The organism is Anaeromyxobacter oryzae, from assembly GCF_023169945.1.
GTDB lineage: Bacteria > Myxococcota > Myxococcia > Myxococcales > Anaeromyxobacteraceae > Anaeromyxobacter > Anaeromyxobacter oryzae.
Genome location: NZ_AP025591.1, coordinates 4,846,569 through 4,867,304, shown reverse-complemented (window position 1 = coordinate 4,867,304; position 20,736 = coordinate 4,846,569). Strand labels below are relative to the sequence as shown.

The following is a 20,736-nucleotide window of genomic DNA, read 5'->3' as shown; positions in this document are numbered from 1 at the left end:
CGTACGGGAGCGCGCGCTCGGCGACGTGGCGCGTCCGGCGGCGTCACAATTCCGTTACGCATCAACAGCTTCGTTCGCCCTGTCCCTCGTTGCCGGTGGGTGAAGCCGACTGGCACATGAACCCGGTACAGACGAGCTCAATCCCACCGTCAGTGAAGACCCATGCACCGGATCGCCTGGGGGATATGCCCCAGCACTCATGCCTGACACCAATTGCCGCGCGGCAGAATTTCCAATGCCTTACGGTCGCACCCGGTCGGTACGGATGTTGCTCAGGTGCGACAAAAGTTCCATCGGCTTGGCCACGGGATATTGGCGGACGCAGGGCCTGGGCTCCCTGCGTCGGAACAAGAAGAACACGGCTCGCGCGTGCGCGGCCACCTGGAGGCAACAAACATGCGTCGTATCTCGTTGGCACTCGCGCTCTCGGGCGCGATGGCTGCAACAGGCTGCGGGGGCGGAGCCAAGTCGAGCTCCAGCGGCGGGGCCCAGGGCACCGTCGGGAAGACGTTCACCGTGACCGTCCAGAACGGTCAGAACGGCAACGCCGGGCTCGCGATCGTCGGCGGCAAGGTGACCTCCAGCCCCGCCGGCATCGACTGCGGCGTCGGCACCACGCAGGTCTGCTCCTTCGACTTCGACGTGAACACCCCGGTCGTCCTGACGGCGACGCCGTCCGGGACGGACGCCAGCGTCAATCTGCCCTACCTGTTCCTCGGGTGGGCCGGCGACTGCTCCGGCGAGACCACCTGCTCGCTCTCGGGCAACTCCTCGAAGTACGTCCTCGCCATGTTCGGCGGCACCCGCACGGGCCACCCGAACTGGTCGGACCCGGCGCTGCACGGGCCCGAGGCGATGACCTCGAGCACCTACAACTGCGCGACCTGCCACGGCGCGCAGCTGCAGGGCGCGGGCATCGCGCCGAGCTGCAGCAAGTGCCACAACGCCCCGGCCTCCACGACGGGCCTCCAGGTCACGGTCACCGGCGTCTCGGTGGACCAGACCGCGCAGACCTTCACGGTCAACTTCTCCCTCAAGGACGACCAGGGCAAGCCGGTCGACATCAAGGGCGTCTACTCGCAGAACGCCCTCATGTCGCTGCGCGTCGCGCTCGCGCGGATCGACACCGCCGCGGACGGCCAGGTCCTCCCCTACGCGGTCCTGACCCCGGCCTCCGGCAGCCCCGGCACGCTCACGATGCCCGCCGTTGGCGCGACCTCGACCGCCGGTACGCTCACCGAGGTCGGCACGAACGCCGGCACGTACGCGTTCACCAGCGCGGTGATGCCGAAGATCTCCACCACGAACCTCGCCAGCACGCACACCCTCTGGATCCAGGCGACGCGGCAGACCGACCTCGCCGACGCGAATGACGTCAAGGGCTTCAAGGCCGTGAACTTCCAGTACAACTTCACCGGCTCGACGGGCACGGCGAGCACCACGAAGCGCGAGGTCGCCTCCAACGCGGGCTGCTCCAAGTGCCACGCCGGCTTCAAGCCGGACGTCAGCGTCGCCAACGGGTTCCACGGCAGCGCGCGCGTCGATGCGAACTTCTGCGACGTCTGCCACAACCCTGCCCGGACGAGCAATCCGATCGCGAACGCGATGGTGTTCGTGCACCGGATCCACGCGGCCGAGCAGCTGAGCATGCCCACGACCGCCATCTTCGACAACACCACCGCGACGTACCCCCAGGACGTCCGCAACTGCAAGCAGTGCCACGCCGGCGCGGCCCAGGGCGATCAGTACAAGACGCGGCCGACGGCGGCCGCGTGCGGCTCCTGCCACTACGCCATCGACTTCGTGGCGGGCACGGGGCACGCCGGCGGCCCGCAGTCGGATGATTCCGCCTGCGCCGGCTGCCACACCGCTGCCTCCATCGACACGGCGCACGTGCCGGTCGCGCCGCCGGATGCGACGAACTGCCTCGCAGCCAACAACGCCGCGGGCTGCAACAACAACACGAACGCGGGCTACCTCCCGGCGGCGGGCGCGGACGTCTCGCTGCTCGGCGCCACGGCGATCACCTACGAGATCAAGTCGGTTGGCCTCGACTCGAACGGCAAGCCCACGATGACGTTCCGGCTCCTCAAGAACGGCACCCCGGCTGCCATCGACAACTGCCCCGAGGCGGCGGCGACGCCGGCCGCGGGCACCGGCGAGCTCTTCACGGGCTTCGTCGGCGCGCCGAGCATCTACTTCGTGTTCGCGGTGCCGGAGGACGGCATCTCGGCCCCGGTGGACTTCAACGGGTCGGCCAGCGCCTACCTGAAGGCGGCCTGCCTCGCCGGCGTGTCGGCATACTCGGCCACGGCGGTCCCCACGACGATGAGCGGTCCTGACGCGTCGCAGTACTACACGCTCACGATCACCGGCGCGTCCAACCTCTCGAGCGTGAAGATGCTGACCGGCGGCGTCGGCTACACCTACGGTCTTACCTCCACGCAGCCGCTCACCGAGGTCGACCTGACGGGGACCCTCGCGGCGACCGACATGGCGCTCACCGCCGGCAAGTACAACAACGTGAGCTGCACGGCAGCCGCGCCCTGCAACGTCAAGCTCGGCGGCCTCGTCAACGTGGCGCCGAACCAGAAGATGGTCGCGACCGGCTTCACCGGCCGCCGCACCATCGTCGACAACGCCAAGTGCAAGAACTGCCACGCCGCCCTCGGCGCGGAGCCGACGTTCCACGCCGGCAACCGGAACGACGGCGAGTCCTGCATCTGGTGCCACAACCCCAACCAGAACAACAACGGCTGGGCGGGCAACGCGAAGGACTTCATCCACGGCCTCCACGCCGGCACCATCGCCGGCGTGACGCTGCCGGACGGGACGACCTCGACCCGCACGGGCGTCCGCACCGTTCCGTTCGGCTGGCACGCGGTCTCCGCCACCGACGGCTACTGGGGCGTGGAGCTCCCCGGCCAGCACAACAACTGCGAGGCCTGCCACACGCCGAACGGCTATGACTTCAGCGCGACGACGTCGGCGAACAACATGCTGTTCAGCACCGCCGCCACCGGCACGCCGGCTGCCGGCCCGTCGCTGTCTCCGTACGTCACGGCCGGGACGGTCTACGGCGCCGGGTTCAGCTTCAACAGCTCGACCGGCGTGACCACCGCGCCGGCCGCGACGACGCTCGTGACCTCGCCGATCGCGGCGGCCTGCCTCGGCTGCCACGACGACAGCACGACGAAGGCCCACATCACCGCGAAGGGCGGCCAGATCTACCAGCCGCGCAGCACCGCCAACATCTCGGCCACCAGCGCCGAGCTGTGCCTCGGCTGCCACGGGGCGGGCGCGACGTTCTCCATCTCGGTGATGCACAAGCAGTAGCCTGACGGCCTGCCGGGAGCTTCCGAGCTCCCGGTAGCCGAGGAATCACGGGGCGGGCCTTCGGGCCCGCCCTTTTCGTTTCTTGGCGCGCGCTCGCCGGCGAGCACCCCGGTCAGGACGCATTCGAGCCCGCAGAAGCCGCCACAGACGCGAACATCTGCCGCGCGGCGCGATGTCGCATTGGGTGCGATAACCCATTCCCGGTTCAAAACGCGCCATCGCTCGCTCGTCGAAGGAATCGCGCGCTGCTCCGGCAGGTCAGTGGTCCGATCCGGCCGTATCGACAGCGCTATTCACGCTCGAGAGATTCCGGGTCGCACGCGGGAAGATTGCGCCCATTTTGCCGCGCGCCAATCGGCGCACCCATGGCCAACCGCACGGATTTCCCTACGCGAGCGGAAACGCCACATGTGGCGGTCAGTTGCTTTGCGCCGCAACGGTTACGACGACATTTCGTCGCACCCCGGCCGCATCACTCTCGGTCGAGGACAACCTGTCGCACCGTGAGTGATTTCCCCCAACACCGTCAGCAAAACCTGCGGATCTCGGTACGTTCGCGTTCAGGGCGCCGGGTACGACTCTTGCGGAGTAGCCCCGCCGGATCATCGGCTTGGCCACGGCAAGACATCTCGACGCAGGGCTTGGGCACCCGGCGTCTGGAACGGAACAGGTCGCGCGTGCGCGGCCATCTGGAGGCTAAGAAAATGCGTCGTATCTCATTGGCACTGGCGCTCACGGGCGCAGTGACCGCAGCGTGCTCCGGTGGGGCGAAGAGCTCCGACGGCAGCGGCAAGGGCGTTCCCGGCGGCTCGTTCACGGTCGTCGTCCAGAACGGGCAGGCCATCAACGGTGCTCCGGCGAACCCGGGGCTCGCGATCCAGGGCGGTTACGTGACCTCGACGCCCGCAGGCATCGACTGCGGCATCGCCGGTCATGCGCTGTGCTCGGCCACGTTCCCGGCCGACACCGCTGTCAGCCTCACGGCGACGCCGGTCGGCACTGATCCGGCGAACAGCCAGGCTTACCTATTCCTCGGCTGGGCGGGCGACTGCCAGGGCGAGGGCGCCTGCTCGCTCACCGGCGCGTCCGACAAGTACATCGTCGTGATGTTCGCGGGCCAGCGGACGGGTCACGGCAACTTCACGGATCCGGCCGCCCACGGGCCGGCTTACCTCAACTACTCCCTCGGCGTGGCCGGCGCTCTGGACTGCACGAGCTGCCACGGCGCCAACCTCCAGGGCCAGGGCATCGCGATCTCCTGCGCCACCTGCCACAGCTGGCCGCTCGGCGGACACTTCGTGCTCGGCGGCGCCTTCGGCTCGCACAACTCGGGCGACTGCGCGCGCTGCCACAACGGCTCGGCGTTCCGCGACTTCACCGGCGCCGACGGCACGGCGTCGCAGGTGCTCAGCGCGACGATGCCGAAGCCGACGCTGGACAACACGACCTTCCCGACGACCGATCCGGGCGTCACGATGCTCTGCTCGTCCTGCCACAACCCCGTGACGGAGCCGATCGCTGGCGCCGGCACCTGGACGAAGCAGCACGTCTTCACGTCGTTCCCGGTGAACAACACCCTCACCCTGGACGCCAGCACCGCGCTCTGCGCCCAGTGCCACGACGGCGCGCGTCCGGGGTACGAGGTCGCCAAGCTCAATGCCCAGCTCACCGGCGTGACGGACCTCGACGCCTCGCTCGGAACCGCGGGGGCGGGCAACAACAAGCTCGTCCGCGCGCACTATCTCCCGGCCGCGTCCACGCTGTACGGTGAGGAGGCGGGCAGCTACTTCGAGTACTCCATCGCGTGCTCGGTTGCGGGCAAGTACACGCAGGCCGATTGTACGGCCGCCGCCGGCACCTGGAAGGGTGCCCAGATGTCGGACACCGCCGCCGAAAGGAACAACTACACGGGCCGGAACGAGCACGGTGGCCTGAACAGCTGCGTCTCCTGCCACAACCCGCACACCGGCGAGCTCCCGAAGGATTCCGAGATCCTCGCGCGTTGCGGTGGCTGCCACAACGACGAGCTCACCGGGCTTCCGGTGCGGACGTTCGCCGAGCTCGAGGAGTCCCGCCAGTTCGGCTTCGAGGGCGATATCGACGGCGACGGCGTGCCGGGGTCGGTTAAGGTCGAGATCAACGGTCTCCGCGCGAAGCTCCTCGCGACGATCACGTCTTACGCGAAGAACGTCACTGGCACGCAGGTCTGCTTCGACGGCGAGAACCGGTTCTACGCGGACGACGGCGCGAACGGCGGCATCGCCGGCGACGGCATCTGCGCCACCGCGTCCTGCTCGCTCGGCGATGGATACCATGACTCGGCCACGTGCACGGCCGCCGGCGGTACCTGGTACGCGGGCGAGACGAACTCGCCCAACTTCACCGCCCGCCTGCTCCGCGCCTCGTACAACTTCCTCATCGCCACCAACGACGAGGGCGCCTGGGCGCACAACCCGCGCTACGCGATCGAGGTCATGTACGACGCCATCGCCGACCTGAACGCCGGCCTCGTCGCGAAGGGCTTCACCGCATCGCCGAACGGCAACCGCGCGTTCAACGGCCACTTCGGCGCGGCCGAGGATGCCTCCAAGTACGCGGCCATCATCTACCACGGCGCCTCGAACGCCACGACGCTCGAGTCGCTGCCTCCGATGGGCTTCACCTCGGGCGCCTGCTACCAGTGCCACGGCGGCAAGGGCGGCTTCCAGGCGTACATCTCCACGATGCCGGCTGCCCTCACGAGCGCGGTCATCACCGACGCCAACAAGATCGCGGCGTTCCAGTGCTCCGTGTGCCACACGTACAACGGCACGGACATGAAGGGCATCCGCACCGACGTCGCCAAGGTCTACTTCCCGCCGCAGAAGAACGGCGCCGGTGGCGAGGTGTCCTTCGACGCCGCCAACCTCCCGAAGAGCTTCGCGGTCTGCGGGACGTGCCACTCGGCCCGCGAGAACAAGGCGAGCGTCGACGCCAAGGGGCTGGTCTCTGGGACGTTCAGCGCCACGCTCGTGAACCCGCACTACCTCGGCGCGGCCGCCACGGTCATGGGGACCCGTGCCAAGTCCTGGTACGAGTACGATGGCAAGAGCTACACGGCGTTCCCGGCGTTCTGGAAGTCCGGCACGAACGGCAACGCCCCCGGTCCGCACGGCTCGCCGCACGGCGCCGAGTGTACCGGCTGCCACCAGCCGAAGGCCACGAAGCACGAGTTCGGCGTCGACTTCACGTACTGCGCCGGCTGCCACGCCGGTAACTACGCCCTCGCGCCGAAGGAGGAGGAGTACGCCAGCATGAAGGCGGAGCTCCTCGCCGCCCTCGACGCCTATGCGCAGGCGAACCTCACCGCCTTCCAGGCGGCGAACGGCGCGGACGCGACCGGCATCTGCTACGACGGCAGCGTCTATGGCTACGTGCTGGTCAAGAAGGCCACCGGGTGCTCGGCGACGGGCGCCAAGCTCGACCTGAACGCCATGAAGGCCGGGTACAACCTCCACTGGATGAACAAGGATCCGGGCGGTTGGGCGCACAACGAGTACTACGTGATGCAGCTGGTCTACGACTCGATCAAGGACCTCGGGGGCACGCCGTCGTTCACGGTCACTGCCTCGTCGACCGACGCCACGCTGAACCGTCCGTAGTCGCTGAGCGCTGTCAGTAGTCCGGCCCCCGCGGTCCGCCGCGGGGGCCTTCTTGTTTCTGGCGCGCTCTTCCCGCGCCGGACCTCAGGAATTGCGCCTGCGCCTTCGACGCGGCGCCACCACAGTTTGTCGCGCGGCTCGCTGTCGCACTGTGTGCGATGACCCAGCTTGCGGTTGAAATCACGCATCGCCTCGCCTGCTTAGGCCGAGATCGCCGTCTGGGGCGGGTGACCGGTGCTCCATCCCCGCGCAGCGATTACACCAATTCGGATATTGCGCACCCTGCCGCACTCTTGCTGATTGCCCCACGCCAAATTGCCGCGCGCGCGCCGGCACACGCCTGAGCGGCGGCTGGACGGCCATTGGCTGGGAAAGACATATATCGGCGGCCGCTTGGCTCGGAGTGATTGCGGTTTGGTCGACGCGCCCTGCATCACTCAGGGTGACGGACGATTGGTCGCACCCTGAGTGATTTCGCCCACCGACGCCACACAGCGTGTCACGAACGCGTGGGATCTCGGCCGGTTCGGCGCGAGCCCACCCGGTACGACTCTTGCGGACAGGCGCCCCGCGGTTCATCGGCACGGCCAGAGATACATGCGGACGCAGGGCTGGGCACCCGGCGTCCAAAAGTGAACACGGTCGCGCGTGCGCGACCACTTGGAGGCGTACACATGCGTCGTATCTCGTTGGCACTTGCGCTCGTTGGCGCGGTGACCGCAGCAGGGTGCTCGGGTGGAGCCAAGAGCTCCGACTCCGGCAGCGGCAAGGGCGTGCAGGATGGCACCATCACGGTGACCGTCCAGAACGGCCAGGCCCTCAATGGCGCGCCGGCCAATCCGTCGCTCGCGATCACGGGCGGCTACGTCACCTCGGCCCCCGCCGGCATCGATTGCGGCATCGCGCCGCACGCGACGTGCTCCGCTCAGTTCCCCGCGGGGACGACCGTCGTGCTGACCGCGACGGCGGCCGGGACCGACCCGGCGTTCAATCTTCCCTTCCAGTTCCTCGGCTGGGCCGGCGACTGCCAGGGCGACGGGACCTGCTCGCTCGAGGGCAACGCCGACAAGTACGTCCTCACCATGTTCGCGGGCCAGCGCACCGGTCACCCGAACTGGACCGACGGCGCCGTGCACGGGCCGAAGTACGCCGACTTCGTGAACGGCGTCCCTGGCGCCCTCGCCTGCACGAGCTGCCACGGCGCGAGCCTGCAGGGCGCGGGCCTCGCGGTCTCCTGCAGCGCCTGCCACGTGTGGCCGCTGCCGACGCCTCCCGTCTCCCTGGGCCTCAACGTCAACGTGACCAGCGCCGCGATCGACAGCGCCACGAAGGTCCTCACGCTCAACTTCACGGTGAAGGACGACCAGGGCAGCTCCATCGCCCTGCCGACCGGCGGTCGGTTCGCGCTCGCCCGCGTCGACTCGGATGCCACCGGAACCCTGCCGTACGCCGTCCTCACGCCGGCCGCGGCCACGGGCAACCCCAGCACGATCAACTTCCCTGCGATCAGCACGACGGCCGCGCCGACCACGCTCGTCCAGAACGCCCTGGGTGACTACACCTACACCTCCCCGGCGCTGAACCGGGTGGACACGGCGAAGCTCTCGAGCACGCACACCATCTGGATCCAGGTGAGCAACGGCAGCGCCTCGACGCTCGGGAAGGCGTTCCGGGCCGTGAACCAGGAGTTCAACTTCGTCCCTGACGCGAGCGGCGCGGCTGGCAAGCGCGAGATCGTCTCGGTCGCGGGCTGCAACGCGTGCCACGCCGGCTTCAAGCCGGAGGGCAACGTGGCCTCGTTCCACAGCTCGGGCCGCATCGCCGGGCCGTTCTGCAACATCTGCCACAACCAGGCCCGGACCACCGAGCGGACCAACAGCGACCCGGGCACGGCGCCGGCCGGCACCCCCATCGCGGCCTCGTCCGTCTTCATCCACCGCATCCACGCTGCCAAGGAGATGCTCCTGAAGGTCACGACGGGCACGCAGACCGTCGGCTGGCAGTACGGCGCGCCCGGCGCCGCGATGACCCAGTGCACCGTGGCTGCTCCCTGCACCTGCACGGTCACGAACGCTTGCGCGCCGACCGTGTACGACGGCCTCGGCGAGGCGACGTACCCGCAGGATCTCCGGAACTGCGGCATCTGCCACCCCAACACGGCGCAGGGCAACCAGTGGAAGACCCGCCCCAGCCGCGCCGCCTGCGGCTCCTGCCACGACACCGTGGACTTCACGATCCACAACACGGGCGGCACGCCGGCGGTCGAGGCGGACTGCACGAACTGCCACAGCGCTGCTGACGTCGCTGCGGCCCACGTCCCCGTCGTGGCGAAGGATCCGAACAACATCCTCGACACGCCCACCGGCGGGAATTCCAGGACGAACGCGGCGGACATCGCCGCCGTCGGCGCCCTGCCCCCCGGGGCCTCGCGCATCACGTACGACCTGAAGAGCGTCGCGGCCGTCGCCGACGCGAATGGCGTGCTGCGTCCGACCCTGACGTTCCGCTTCCTCAAGGACGGCGCGCCGGTGGTCTTCAACGCGCCGGGCGGCGAGCTGATGACCGGCTTCGTCGGCTCCTCGCAGGCCTACTGCGCGTACTCCGTGCCGCAGGACGGCATCGCCGCGCCGGTCGACTTCAACGTCGCCGGTGGCGTCAGCATCAAGGCCATCCGGAACGGCACCGGCGCCGGCTCGATGGCCGACGGCACGGGCGCGGACGCGGGCTACTACGTCGTCACGCTCACCGGTCAGCGCGTCCTCCCGTCGTCCGCGATCCTCACCTGCGGCCTCGGGTACGCGTACGACCTGCCGGCGAACCAGCCGATCACGCAGATCGACCTCGCCGCGTACCCGTACAACACGACGACGAAGTCGGGCGGCCTCATCGTCCCGATCGCGAACGCGTGGAAGACGGCGAACGGCTACGCCCCGCGGCGCGCCATCGTGAGCAACGACAAGTGCAACGCGTGCCACGGGTTCCTCGGCGTCGCCCCGAACTTCCACGTCGGCCAGCGGAACGACGGTCCCACCTGCGCGTTCTGCCACAACACCAACCGGGTCAATAGTGGCTGGGCGGTGAACTCGAAGGACGTCATCCACGGCATCCACGCCGCGCGCATGCGCACGACGCCGTTCACGTGGGAGGCGACGGCGGGCGCCATGTTCTGGGAGGTCGCCTACCCGGGCCAGCTCAACAACTGCCAGCAGTGCCACGAGGCCGGCACGTACGACTTCACGGCCCCCGCCTCCGCCGCTGCCCTCGGGAGCCTGCTCCCGAGCACGGTGGCCACCGGGACCATCTCGGCCAGCGCCGGGACGTCGCCGTACGTCACCCTGGGCGTGAGCTACGGCTCCGGCTTCTCCTACGCGCAGGCCACGGGGGCCATCACCCCTGCGGCGGGCACGACCCTCGTGATCTCCCCGATCACCGCGGCGTGCTTCTCGTGCCACGACAGCACCACCGCCGTGGCCCACATGGAGCAGAACCTCGGCCAGATCTACCAGCCTCGCAGCAACGGCCTCGTGACGCTCAACGAGACCTGCCTCGACTGCCACGGTGCCGGCAAGATGATGCCGATCGGCGACGTGCACTAGCAGCCTGACGGCCTGCCGGGAGCGTCCGCGCTCCCGGTAGCCGAAGCTTCACGGGGCGGGCCTTCGGGCCCGCCCCTTTTCATTGGCGCGAGCTGCTTCGGCGCGCGTCATCGACCAGGCACCATCGGCCGCGCGACTACGTGTCGCCCTGAGTGGGATGCCCCAGATCGCGGTTGAAAACTCCCACGCCCCGTTTGCGTACGCGGTGAGCTTTCGCCGGCGAGCCCGACCGAGGCTCCATCCGACCGTATGGACACCTAGAATTCCCGGCGCGCGCTCCGCCGCATGCTCGAGGCTCGATTTCGCCGGTTTGACGCGCGCAATCGGGCACGCGCGGCGGCGTCCTACCGGGTATCGTCCCACGCGCGGAATGGCCAAGCTTCACAAAGACTTCCGCTCGAGCGGCGGCGGCTCGAGCATCTGGCTGTCGCACCCAGCGTCAATCACCGTGGGTGAATGCCAATCCGTCGCAACCCTGCGTGTTTTCCCCCATCCGGAGTCGCACAAATACGCAATCTCCGTGTGAGGCCGTCGGGTACGAGTCTTGCGGAGAGCCCGCCCGGTCATTGGCACGGCCACGCAGCCATCTTGACGCAGGGCTGGGCACCCGGCGTCTAGAACAGAACAGGTCGCGCATGCGCGACCATCTCGAGGGGATACACATGCGTCGTGTCTCGTTGGCACTTGCGCTCTTGGGCGCAGTGACCGCAGCAGGCTGCTCGGGCGGAGCCAAGAGCTCCGGCACCGGCAGTGACCCTGGCGTCTCCGAGGGCACGTTCACGGTCGTCGTCCAGAACGGCCAGTCCATCAACGGTGCAGCCGCGAACCCCGGCCTCGCGATCAAGGGCGGGTACGTGACGTCCAACCCCGCAGGCATCGACTGCGGCGCCGGCGGCCACGCGCTGTGCTCCGCGACGTTCGCGTATGACGCGAAGGTCACGCTGACCGCGACCGTGACCGACCCCACCTACCGGTTCTGGGGCTGGGCGGGCGACTGCTCCGGCGACGCCGCGTGCGATGTCACCGGCAAGGCCGACAAGTACCTCGTCGCGCAGTTCGACACGGTGTCGGGCTCCACCGGCCACCCGAACTACGCCAGCCCGGCCGAGCACGCCCCGGCGTACTACAAGCACGACATGGATTGCCGCGCGTGCCACGGTGCTGCGCTCCAGGGCGCGGGCCTCGCCGTCGCGTGCGACAGTTGCCACAAGCCCGTGCTGGCCGGCACGACCACCCAGCCCGTCGAGCAGTGCAACACCTGCCACGCGGGCGAGGGCAAGTCGCTCCACCAGAACATCTACAACACCTACGTCGACGCGACGAAGCTCACCGCGACCATCGACTCGGTCACGAGCGCCCCGAACGCGACGGCCGGCTTCGACGTGACCGTCCTGTTCACGCTCAAGAAGAGCGGCGTCGCCCTCACCGCCGCGGACTACGCCGCCCTCGGCCAGAAGCGTCTCTCGCTCACCCGGTACACCGGCACGAGCGGGTTCGAGACGGCGACCGCGGCCACCCTCAAGGCCGCCACGTTCGTCGCGAACGGCCAGTTCAAGTCGGTCACGACGGGCGTCAAGTTCGACCCGAAGTCCGCCACCGAGAACGGGTTCTTCTACTTCTACTTCGCCGACAAGTCGGTCGTCCCGCCGGGGGGCCACTACTTCCTGCCCGACAACACCGTCAGCGTCGCGCAGCAGTTCGGGACGATCCCCTGGACCTCGACCGCGAACGTCTCGGCGTGCGAGGCCTGCCACGGCAAGGAGTACGCGAAGCACGGCTACCGCCAGGCGAAGGTTGCCGGCCTGTCCGACTTCGTCGCCTGCAAGGCGTGCCACACCGATCAGCGCGGCGGCGTGGACTTCAACCTGGCGATGGCCTACGAGGATCCGGCGCGGCTCGCCGCCCTCGAGGCCCAGGGCGCCGTCTGCGGCGGCGAGCTCTGCTGGTCGCCTGCGGACGAGGAGACGTACGCGTACACGGCCAACACCATGTCCGATACGCACATCTCGCACGCGAAGGAGTTCCTCTACCCGCAGTCGATGGGGAACTGCGCGACCTGCCACGCCGGCAAGCTCGATCGGATCCTCACCGACGCGAACTTCACGGGGAACACCTGCAAGACCTGCCACCTCTACGTCGGCGTGAACGGCGAGGATCCGAAGCGCGCGCCGAAGCTCGCGCCTGCCTACCACAACATCGATTGGGTGAAGGGCGTCCTGCTGGAGTCCGATGGTGCGACTCCCCCGACGATCACCGAGATGCAGTGCAACGAGTGCCACAACGCGACCTGGGTCGCGCCGTGGGACGGCGTGACGAAGGCCCCGCTGTTCTCGGATCTCCACACCGGCTACGACGCCAAGATCTACACGGCGAGCGGCGCGCGGTGGGCGGACATCTTCAAGGCGGCGATCACGAGCGCCACCTTCGACTCGACCACCAAGGCGCTCACGATCAACTTCACCATCACGGGCACGACGACCGACGGCTACTCGATCTCGAACATCGACCCGCAGCTGATGATCGGGCCGTACGCGTTCGACACCAAGGACTGGGCGCAGAGCTACTTCTCGCTCGACCTCGGCGGCGCCACCAAGACGGGCGTCACGCTCGTCACGAATGGCCAGTCCACCGGTACCTGGTCCATCACGGTTGACCTCGACGCGGCCTCGACCGCCTGGGCGACGCAGCTCGGCAACGGCGACATCCGCCGCGTCGAGATCGGCATCCGTCCGTGGATGACCTCGACGACCACGTGGGCAGTCCTCCCCGCCGCCGCCCCGAGCCCGGCGCTGACCGGGCCCGAGATGGCGCTCGACTCGGTCACGCGGACGTTCGACCTCGCCGCGAACGCCTTCGCCGACTCGTTCTACGCGCCGATCGTCAGCGTGGCGAAGTGCAACAAGTGCCACGACGCGCTCGCCACGACGTTCCACGAGGCCGCCTCCGAGAAGAACCGCGGCGGCAGCGTGGTCGCGTGCCGCCTGTGCCACACCGTCCGTAGCGGCGGCGGGCACCTCGAGATGCAGTCCCGGTCCATCGACTCGTACGTCCACTCGATCCACTCGTTCCAGGCGTTCGACATCCAGAACGTGGACTTCGCGAACACGGTCCAGGCGTTCGAGTACGAGGCCCACATCGGCTCGACGTACCCGAACTTCACGACCCTGAGCTGCGAGTCGTGCCACAACCCGGGCACGTACGAGGCTCAGCCCGAGAGCAAGTCGCTGCCGGGCATCCAGTCGGCGTCCAAGGACGTGCTCAAGGGCGAGACCCGCGCGATCTCCGGGATCCCGTCCGTCGTCACCGGCGCCGGCTCCAGGGCCTGCGGCGGCTGCCACCGCGCGAAGTTCATCAACAAGGACGATGCGGCTGGTCTGAACGCGTTCGACCAGCACACGGCCGACTTCGGGTACCGCCTGGTCCCGGTCGCGCCGGCCACCACGACCACGGTGCTCGACAAGACGACCGCGGACCTGAAGACGGGCGGCGTCCTGAAGTAGTCAGCTGACCCGAGCACGGGCGGGCTCCGTCCCGTCTCGCTCACCGGAATGACCGAGGGCCCTGCGAGCGCTTCCGCTCGCAGGGCTCTCGCGCTTTCTCGGGTCGCTCGGAACGCACGCGCGCGGCAGCTAGCGCGAGGCGGCGACGTCGGCCGCGCTAACGTTAATCGCGCGGCTTCACCCACTCTCGCCCGGCCTCCGCACGAGCGCGCACGCGTGAAGCGTCGCCCGCTCGAATTGCGCAATGAAGACCACCTGCTGAGCGGTCGGGAGCCGTGCGCCACCTCGCCAAGGCAGCCGCTCGCGCGCCGGCGCGCAGTACCGCATCCCCGAGAGGCAAGCACGGTCCTGCGGCGACCGACCGGAGCATTCGCTCACGGCGACGCGGCCTTGGCCCGCTCGACGTGACCCGCGCCCATCGCGTGCGCACCGAGCGTTCACCCGACGCGTTCGCGCGTGAACGTCGATGAACGCCGCAACATCGCGCGTCATTTCCCCCATCGCAGCACCGCGCCCAGACGGAATCCCACCGCAATCCCGGGCATTTGGCTGCAATCGCACCGGTACGCGGGTTGCTCAACGGCGCCCGGCTCATCGGCTCGGCCACGGGTACACGCGGACGCAGGGCTTGGGCACCCGGCGTCCAGAAATCACAGGGCCGCGCGCTGCGCGGCTCCGTGGAGGAAGACACATGTCTCGTATCTCGCTGGCGGTCGCGCTCATGAGCGCGATCGTCGCAGCAGGCTGTGGGGGGAGCGGCACGAGCTCCGGGAGCGGGGAAGGGAGAGGAGTCCAGGACGGCACGTTCACGCTGACCGTCCAGAACGGCCAGGCCGGTCCAGCGCTCCAGATCACGGGCGGCAAGGTCTACACGGACGATCTCACCATCGAGTGCGGCGCCGGCGTCGCGGCGCAGAGGTGCTCGGCCGCGTTCCCGCTCGGGACGACCGTCGTCCTGAAGGCGTCGCCGGCCGCGCCGAACCTGTTCCTCGGCTGGGCGGGTGACTGCTCGGGCGAGGGCGATTGCACGCTCGCCGGCAACGCCGACAAGTACGTGGTCGCGAGCTTCGGGGCGGAGCGGACCGGCCACCCGAACTGGACCGACGGGCTGGTGCACGGGCCGAAGGCCGCCGACTGGCTCGCGAACGCCCCCGGCGCGCTCGATTGCCGCACCTGCCACGGCCCGAGCCTCCAGGGCCAGGGCCTCGCCCCCTCGTGCTCGAGCTGCCACGCGGGCCGGCCGCACGTCCAGGTCGCCAGCGCGACCATGACGACGGGCCCGGCGGTCACCGCGGCGTGCATCAAGTGCCACGAGGCCGAGGCCGACCAGCTGCTCGGCAGCAACCACTTCACGTGGCTCGGCAGCTCCAACCTGGTCGGCAAGACGACGCCGAGCAGCATCGGCAAGCGGAACGTCATCAACAACTTCTGCGTGGCGACCGCCTCGAACGAGGCGCGCTGCATGCAGTGCCACCCGAGCTACAGCTCGGCCCCGGTGAAGGATCCCGCGACCGGCGCCATCGCGCCGAACACCGGCCCCATGTACCTGTGGACGGCGAACGCCGCCGTCGACAAGGGCAGGATCGACTGCCTCGTCTGCCACGCGAGCCTCGGCACCTCGAGGTACGTGAAGGGGCCGGCCGGCTTCGGGCAGCCGTGGGTCGCGAACGACGGCGCGTGCTTCCCGTCGTGCGCGGCGAACCAGATCTGCTCCACGAAGGACTCGGCGGGCAATCCCTGGAGCGACGGCAAGGCGTACTGCCGCGCCCCGGTCGCCGCGACGGAGATCGTCCCCGCGCTGCAGGCCGCCGCGAACAGCGTCGGCGCCACGCAGCGGGCGAACTGCGGCTTCTGCCACTTCACGGCGGGCGGCGGCGACAACGTGAAGATGGGCGACCTCGGCTCGGCGCTCACGAGCCCGACGGCCGACGTCGACGTCCACATGGGCTCGCAGGCGTCGTACGCGCCCCGGCGCTGCGCCGACTGCCACGAGTCCGGGAGCCACACGCTCCGCGGCACGGGCCTCAGCATCCCGGTCGACGACGAGGGGCGCCTCACCTGCACCGACTGCCACAGCGGTATCCACGCGCCCGCGCACTCCGACCCGGCGTACACGGCGCACGCCGACTTCATCGCCTGCCAGACCTGCCACATCCCGACCTTCAGCCGGACGCAGTACACGAAGGTGAACTGGGACTGGCAGACGGCCGCGGACAAGCAGGCGTGCCAGGGCGTCGCCGGGTGCGTCGGCTTCGGCTCGCTCACCTACCCCGCGGGCAACGCGCAGAGCGGCGCGATCGCCGGCGTCGGCGGCGAGGCCCCGAAGGGCCACGATCCGGTCACGCAGGGCTACGACTGGAAGAAGGGCGTCTCCACCTACGCCACGAACGTCACGCCGACCTACCGCTGGATCGCCCCGGCGAGCGCGCAGCAGGGCACGCACGAGACGACGGCGCGGGACGGGCTCCTCGGCTCGGGCACGGTGGACGATCCCTTCCGCCTCGCCGACCTCCTCCCGCCGCCGGCGCCGGTCCTCGCGGGGTGGAAGATCGCGCCCTTCAAGAGGATGACGGGCCGGTCGCCGGCGTTCGCGGACGCGTCCGCGATGATCGTCCCCCACGTGTTCGGCTCGGACTCGCTCTGGCAGAACGATCTCCGAGGGTACCCGGTCGTCGCGAACACCCTCGGGTCGGCTGGCAACCCCTGGACGCAGGCCAAGGCGGACGCGATCTGGACGGGCGTGAACAACTACGGCGCGGCCGTCGGCGGTCAGCTCGGGCAGCCCGTCGCGAAGGCGGCGGGCGGACAGATGACCCGGGACGCCTCGGGCCTCGTCACGGTGAACACCATCGCCGATCTCCCGGCGACGCTCCCGGCCACGCTGTACCTCGTCGGCGCCGAGGCGGCGTTCCCGTCCGGCGTGAAGGCGGTCACGAAGACCGGGCCGCGGCAGCTCACGTACCCGGAGACCATCCCGTACACGGCGAACCCGGGCGCGTCGCCGCCCATCACCCTCCCCGCCCTCCCGGCGACCTCGACGGCGTTCGTCGCGTTCTACCCGGAGCTCGCGGCGACCGACTGGCGGTGGGCGTACACGGTCATGTACATCAACCTGAACCACGAGGTGGCGCCGGTGACCACCGCGCTCACGTGCTCGAGCTGCCACCCGTCGCTCGGCGGCTCAGTCGACACGAGCCGGATGAAGGACCTGTACGGCCTGCAGGCCGGCGGGTGCACCGACCCGATGGACTGCAAGAAGCGGTAGGCCGTGGCGACGCGCGCGCCGATCGCCCGCCGTCGAAACCGAGGGCCGCCCTCTCTCTCGAGGGGGCGGCCCTCGCCGTTCACGGGCACGACCTCGCTCGTCGAGACCGGAGGCGATCGAGACCACCTCCCGATCGCAGCCGCCCTGCGGCGCATCCATGAGGCACCCACCTGAGCGAGGCCGTCCCGGAGGCGACGGGGCAACGGAACGCCATGGACCAGCGGACGCATGCGTACCGGATTCGCCCTGCCCGCCCGGAGGACGTCCCGCGCCTGCGAGCGATCGAGGACGAGGCGGGCGCGATGTTCTCGGGCCTCGGGCTCATCGACGAGGCGCTCGACGTGTCGTTCCCGCTGGAGGACCTGGCCCGCCTCGTCGGCATGGGGCAGGTCTGGGTGGCCTGCCTCGAGGACGACGTCGCCGTGGGCATGGTGATCGCCTCGGTGCGGGAGGGGGCCGTGTACGTCGAGGAGATGGACGTCCTGCCGGGGCATGGCCGGCGCGGGCTCGGTGCCCACCTGCTCGACCGCGTCTGCGCGTGGGCGCAGGCGGAGGGACACGCGGCGGTCACCCTCTCGACGTTCCGCGACGTGCCGTGGAACGGGCCGTTCTACCGGAAGCACGGCTTCAGGGACCTGCAGCCCTCCGAGTGGACCCCGGGCATGCGTGCGATCCGCGAGAGGGAGGCGCAGCACGGCCTCCGGGTGGCCGCGCGGGTGTTCATGCGCCGCGAGCTGGGCGGGGGGTAGTCGCGAGGACGGTCCGCCCGGATGCGAGACGGCCAGCCCCGCGGACGGGGCTGGCCGGAGATCCTGCTCGAGCTCTGTCGGCTACCAGCGCTGCGGCGTGGTCGGGCCCGAGTTCACGTGACAGCTGGCGGTGCACGTCCTCGTCACCGGATCCCAGGTGGCCGTGAACTTCTTGGGGAGGCCGGCGGAGTCCGGCGTGTAGACGATGTCCGGCTTCCCGTTCACGTGGAGGCCGTTGTACGGCTGCCCCTGCGCCGAGCCGAAGTGGCAGTTGGCGCACGAGTCGTAGCCGTTACTCTGCAGCGCGGTGCGGTGGTAGGCGTGGTTGGCGCAGCCCGACGCGCCGCAGTAGCGCGTGTTCGTCGGTGGCGTGGCGTAGGTGTGACCGATGACAGTCGCCCCGGTCGGCGGCGGCAGCGCGTGACAATCCGTGCAGTCGAGGATGGGCGTCGCGAAGTCGAAGTCGTTGGTCCACTTCATCTGCGTGTTGTTGCCGCCGCCGTTCGGCACGTTGTGACAGTAGACGGCGCAGATGCCGGTCGAGCGGTCATACGTGCCGAGCGGGCTCGGCAGCCTGGCGAGGTCCGCGGGCCCGAGCGCCGGGAAGGCCTGGCTGGCGACCAGCGTCACGGTGGCCAGACGGTCCACGCTGACGTGGTTCACGTCCGTGGGGACCGGGTGGCAGGTCGAGCACTGGAACGCCGGCGCCGGGACGAAGCCACCGTCGTTGAGGTGGAGCGTGTGCTGACCGGTCTTGTCCGGGACCTCGACGCCGTTGAGCCGCTGCGAGATGGCGTCGGGCGGGGCCGCGAGCTTCAGGTCCGCGCTCGTGTAAACGGGCGTCTTCGTGCCGTGACAGAACGTGCAGTTCGTCTGCCAGCTCACCCACCCGCCGTTCGCGGCCTGCGAGTGGCAAGAGGTGCAGTAGGCGAGGCTCGTCCCGTGGCAGCCCTGGCAGTCCAGGGCCCCGCTCGCGCCGGCTACGGTGTTGAGGAACTGCGGCCCGTGGACGCTCGGGTCGGCGAACCCCGCGGCGTGCCCTGTGACCACGTCGACGGTGCCGTTGAGGTGCTTCCCGCCGGTGACGTTCAGCGCGCCGCCCGTCGTGATCGTGTCCGGGTGGCAATCGACGCAGCCGGTGAGATCGGCGCCCGACATCCCGGCGTGGATCGCCGTGCTGGGCGGAACGCCGTGGCAGGAGTTGCACTGCATCCCGGTCGTCGCCCACGCCGGAGAGCGGTTACCGATGGCGAGCGGATCGTGGCAGTACGTCGCGCAGGTACCGCTCGTCGGGTTGCCGATGGTCGTGTCGTAGCCGGTCGGGTCCGGGCTCGTGGCGCCGGGCGGGAAGAGCAGCACCGTCGCGCGCACGTCCTTGCCGCTGATGTGCGTCATCGCCGAGGGCACCTGGTGGCAGACGCCACACTGGAACGCGAGGGCGAAGGGCCCCTGCGCGAGGTGGGCGGCGTGCGCGCCCGTCCGGTCGGGTGCCGCAGTGCCGGTGAGCCGCTGGGAGATCGCATCCGGAGGCGCCGCCTGGGTCACGTCGCCGGCGTAGTTGATGTCACGCGCACCGTGGCAGAACGTGCAGTTCGAGCTCCACGGGGAGCTGCCGGACCAGCCGCCGCCGGGCGGCGTGAGGGACGGCGCGGCCGCGTGGCACGTGTTGCAGCTCCGGCCGTTGGCGATCAGGATCTCGTAGTTCGTGCCGTGGCAGCCGGTGCAGTAGGGCGTTGCCGGATTCGACGAGATGGCGCCGAAGAAGTCGCGACCGTGGATCTTCGGGTCGTTGTAGCCCGCGGCGTGACCGCCCGTCGCCTCGATGGCGCCGTTCATGTGCTTGCCGTTCGGGATGATGTTCCCGTCCCGGTCCACGGTGTCCTGGTGGCAGCCGAAGCACATCGTGATGTCGTTGCTGACGCCGGGGTGGCCCATGGTCGGGAACGTCGGCGGCGGGGGCGGCGGCGGCGCCCCGTGACAGAACGTGCAGTCGTTCAGCCAGTTCGGGTGGCCGTTCCTCGCGTGGCAGTCGTTGCACGACGGCGCGAGGCCGACGCCGGCGTAGGTCGCGCCGTGGCAGTACGTGCACTCGAAGGTGTCCGGCTTCCCCGCCTTCCAGTTCAGGAACTCGAGCCCGTGGAGCGCCGGGTCGGTGAAGTTGACGTGCTGGGCCCTGCCCGCCACGTCGAAGACGGCCGCGACGAACTTGTCCGCGCCGTACGTCGTCGTGTCGAGGTAGCAGAGGTACGCGCCGTTCGCGGCGGGGAACTTCCGGCCCTGGCAGTCACCGGCCCAGGTGCCGAACATGTTGCCCGCGTCCGGCGTCGCCGTGAGGGTCGCGGTATCGGCCCACCCGTAGGTCGCCGGGCCGCACCTGGTCCCGACCGTGCCGCAGGCGATCTGGCCGTCGGCCGACGTGACCTCGCCGCCGGGCTGCCGCGACACGTTGACGAGATAGCTCGAGCCAGCCTGCCCCGGCCGCGTGCTCGTCGAGGTGGATGGCCCGCTGCCGGAGCATCCCGCGATGACTGCGACCAGACCGACGACGACGGCGGTACGGATCGTCCTGCGGCAACTCGTATTCACGCGGCTCCCCCCGATGTCGCTACACGCCCAGCGTGCCCAGCGATGCACCGTGTATGCCGCGAG

The 20,736-nt window shown here is 69.7% G+C and carries 7 protein-coding genes; 6 read left to right on the top strand and 1 reads right to left on the bottom strand.

Annotation, left to right across the window (positions count from 1 at the left end):
• The first annotated feature begins 396 nt into the window (after nt 1-396).
• The 6 genes from AMOR_RS21280 (at nt 397) to AMOR_RS21255 (ending at nt 18,087) form a co-directional block, all read left to right on the top strand.
• Complete coding sequence (locus tag AMOR_RS21280; RefSeq protein ID WP_248353850.1) at nt 397-3,336, top strand: OmcA/MtrC family decaheme c-type cytochrome; 2,940 nt, start codon at nt 397-399, stop codon at nt 3,334-3,336.
• Nucleotides 3,337-4,040: 704 nt separating this feature from the next.
• Nucleotides 4,041-6,977, top strand: coding sequence for a cytochrome c3 family protein (locus AMOR_RS21275; protein ID WP_248353847.1), 2,937 nt, complete (start codon nt 4,041-4,043; stop codon nt 6,975-6,977).
• A gap of 674 nt (nt 6,978-7,651) precedes the next feature.
• Complete coding sequence (locus AMOR_RS21270; RefSeq protein WP_248353845.1) at nt 7,652-10,573, top strand: OmcA/MtrC family decaheme c-type cytochrome; 2,922 nt, start codon at nt 7,652-7,654, stop codon at nt 10,571-10,573.
• A 701-nt stretch (nt 10,574-11,274) separates the two neighbouring features.
• Nucleotides 11,275-14,073 carry a multiheme c-type cytochrome gene (locus tag AMOR_RS21265; protein ID WP_248353843.1) on the top strand — a complete coding sequence of 933 codons (2,799 nt, stop codon included), beginning with the start codon at nt 11,275-11,277 and terminating at the stop codon, nt 14,071-14,073.
• Nucleotides 14,074-14,764: 691 nt separating this feature from the next.
• Nucleotides 14,765-17,338: a hypothetical protein gene (locus AMOR_RS21260; RefSeq protein WP_248353841.1), complete on the top strand. Its 2,574-nt coding sequence runs from the start codon at nt 14,765-14,767 to the stop codon at nt 17,336-17,338.
• 212 nt (nt 17,339-17,550) lie between these two features.
• Entirely contained in the window at nt 17,551-18,087 is a 537-nt protein-coding gene (locus AMOR_RS21255; protein WP_248353839.1) for a GNAT family N-acetyltransferase, read from the top strand.
• A gap of 81 nt (nt 18,088-18,168) precedes the next feature.
• On the opposite strand, the gene AMOR_RS21250 is transcribed toward AMOR_RS21255, so the two are convergent.
• Nucleotides 18,169-20,532 carry a CxxxxCH/CxxCH domain c-type cytochrome gene (locus AMOR_RS21250; RefSeq protein WP_248353837.1) on the bottom strand — a complete coding sequence of 788 codons (2,364 nt, stop codon included), beginning with the start codon at nt 20,530-20,532 and terminating at the stop codon, nt 18,169-18,171.
• Nucleotides 20,533-20,736 lie beyond the last annotated feature (204 nt).

Coding starts and splice junctions, on each gene's coding strand:
- AMOR_RS21280 (WP_248353850.1), top strand. CDS start 397: ATGCGTCGTATCTCGTTGGCACTCGCGCTCTCGGGCGCGATGGCTGCA.
- AMOR_RS21270 (WP_248353845.1), top strand. CDS start 7,652: ATGCGTCGTATCTCGTTGGCACTTGCGCTCGTTGGCGCGGTGACCGCA.
- AMOR_RS21255 (WP_248353839.1), top strand. CDS start 17,551: ATGGACCAGCGGACGCATGCGTACCGGATTCGCCCTGCCCGCCCGGAG.
- AMOR_RS21275 (WP_248353847.1), top strand. CDS start 4,041: ATGCGTCGTATCTCATTGGCACTGGCGCTCACGGGCGCAGTGACCGCA.
- AMOR_RS21260 (WP_248353841.1), top strand. CDS start 14,765: ATGTCTCGTATCTCGCTGGCGGTCGCGCTCATGAGCGCGATCGTCGCA.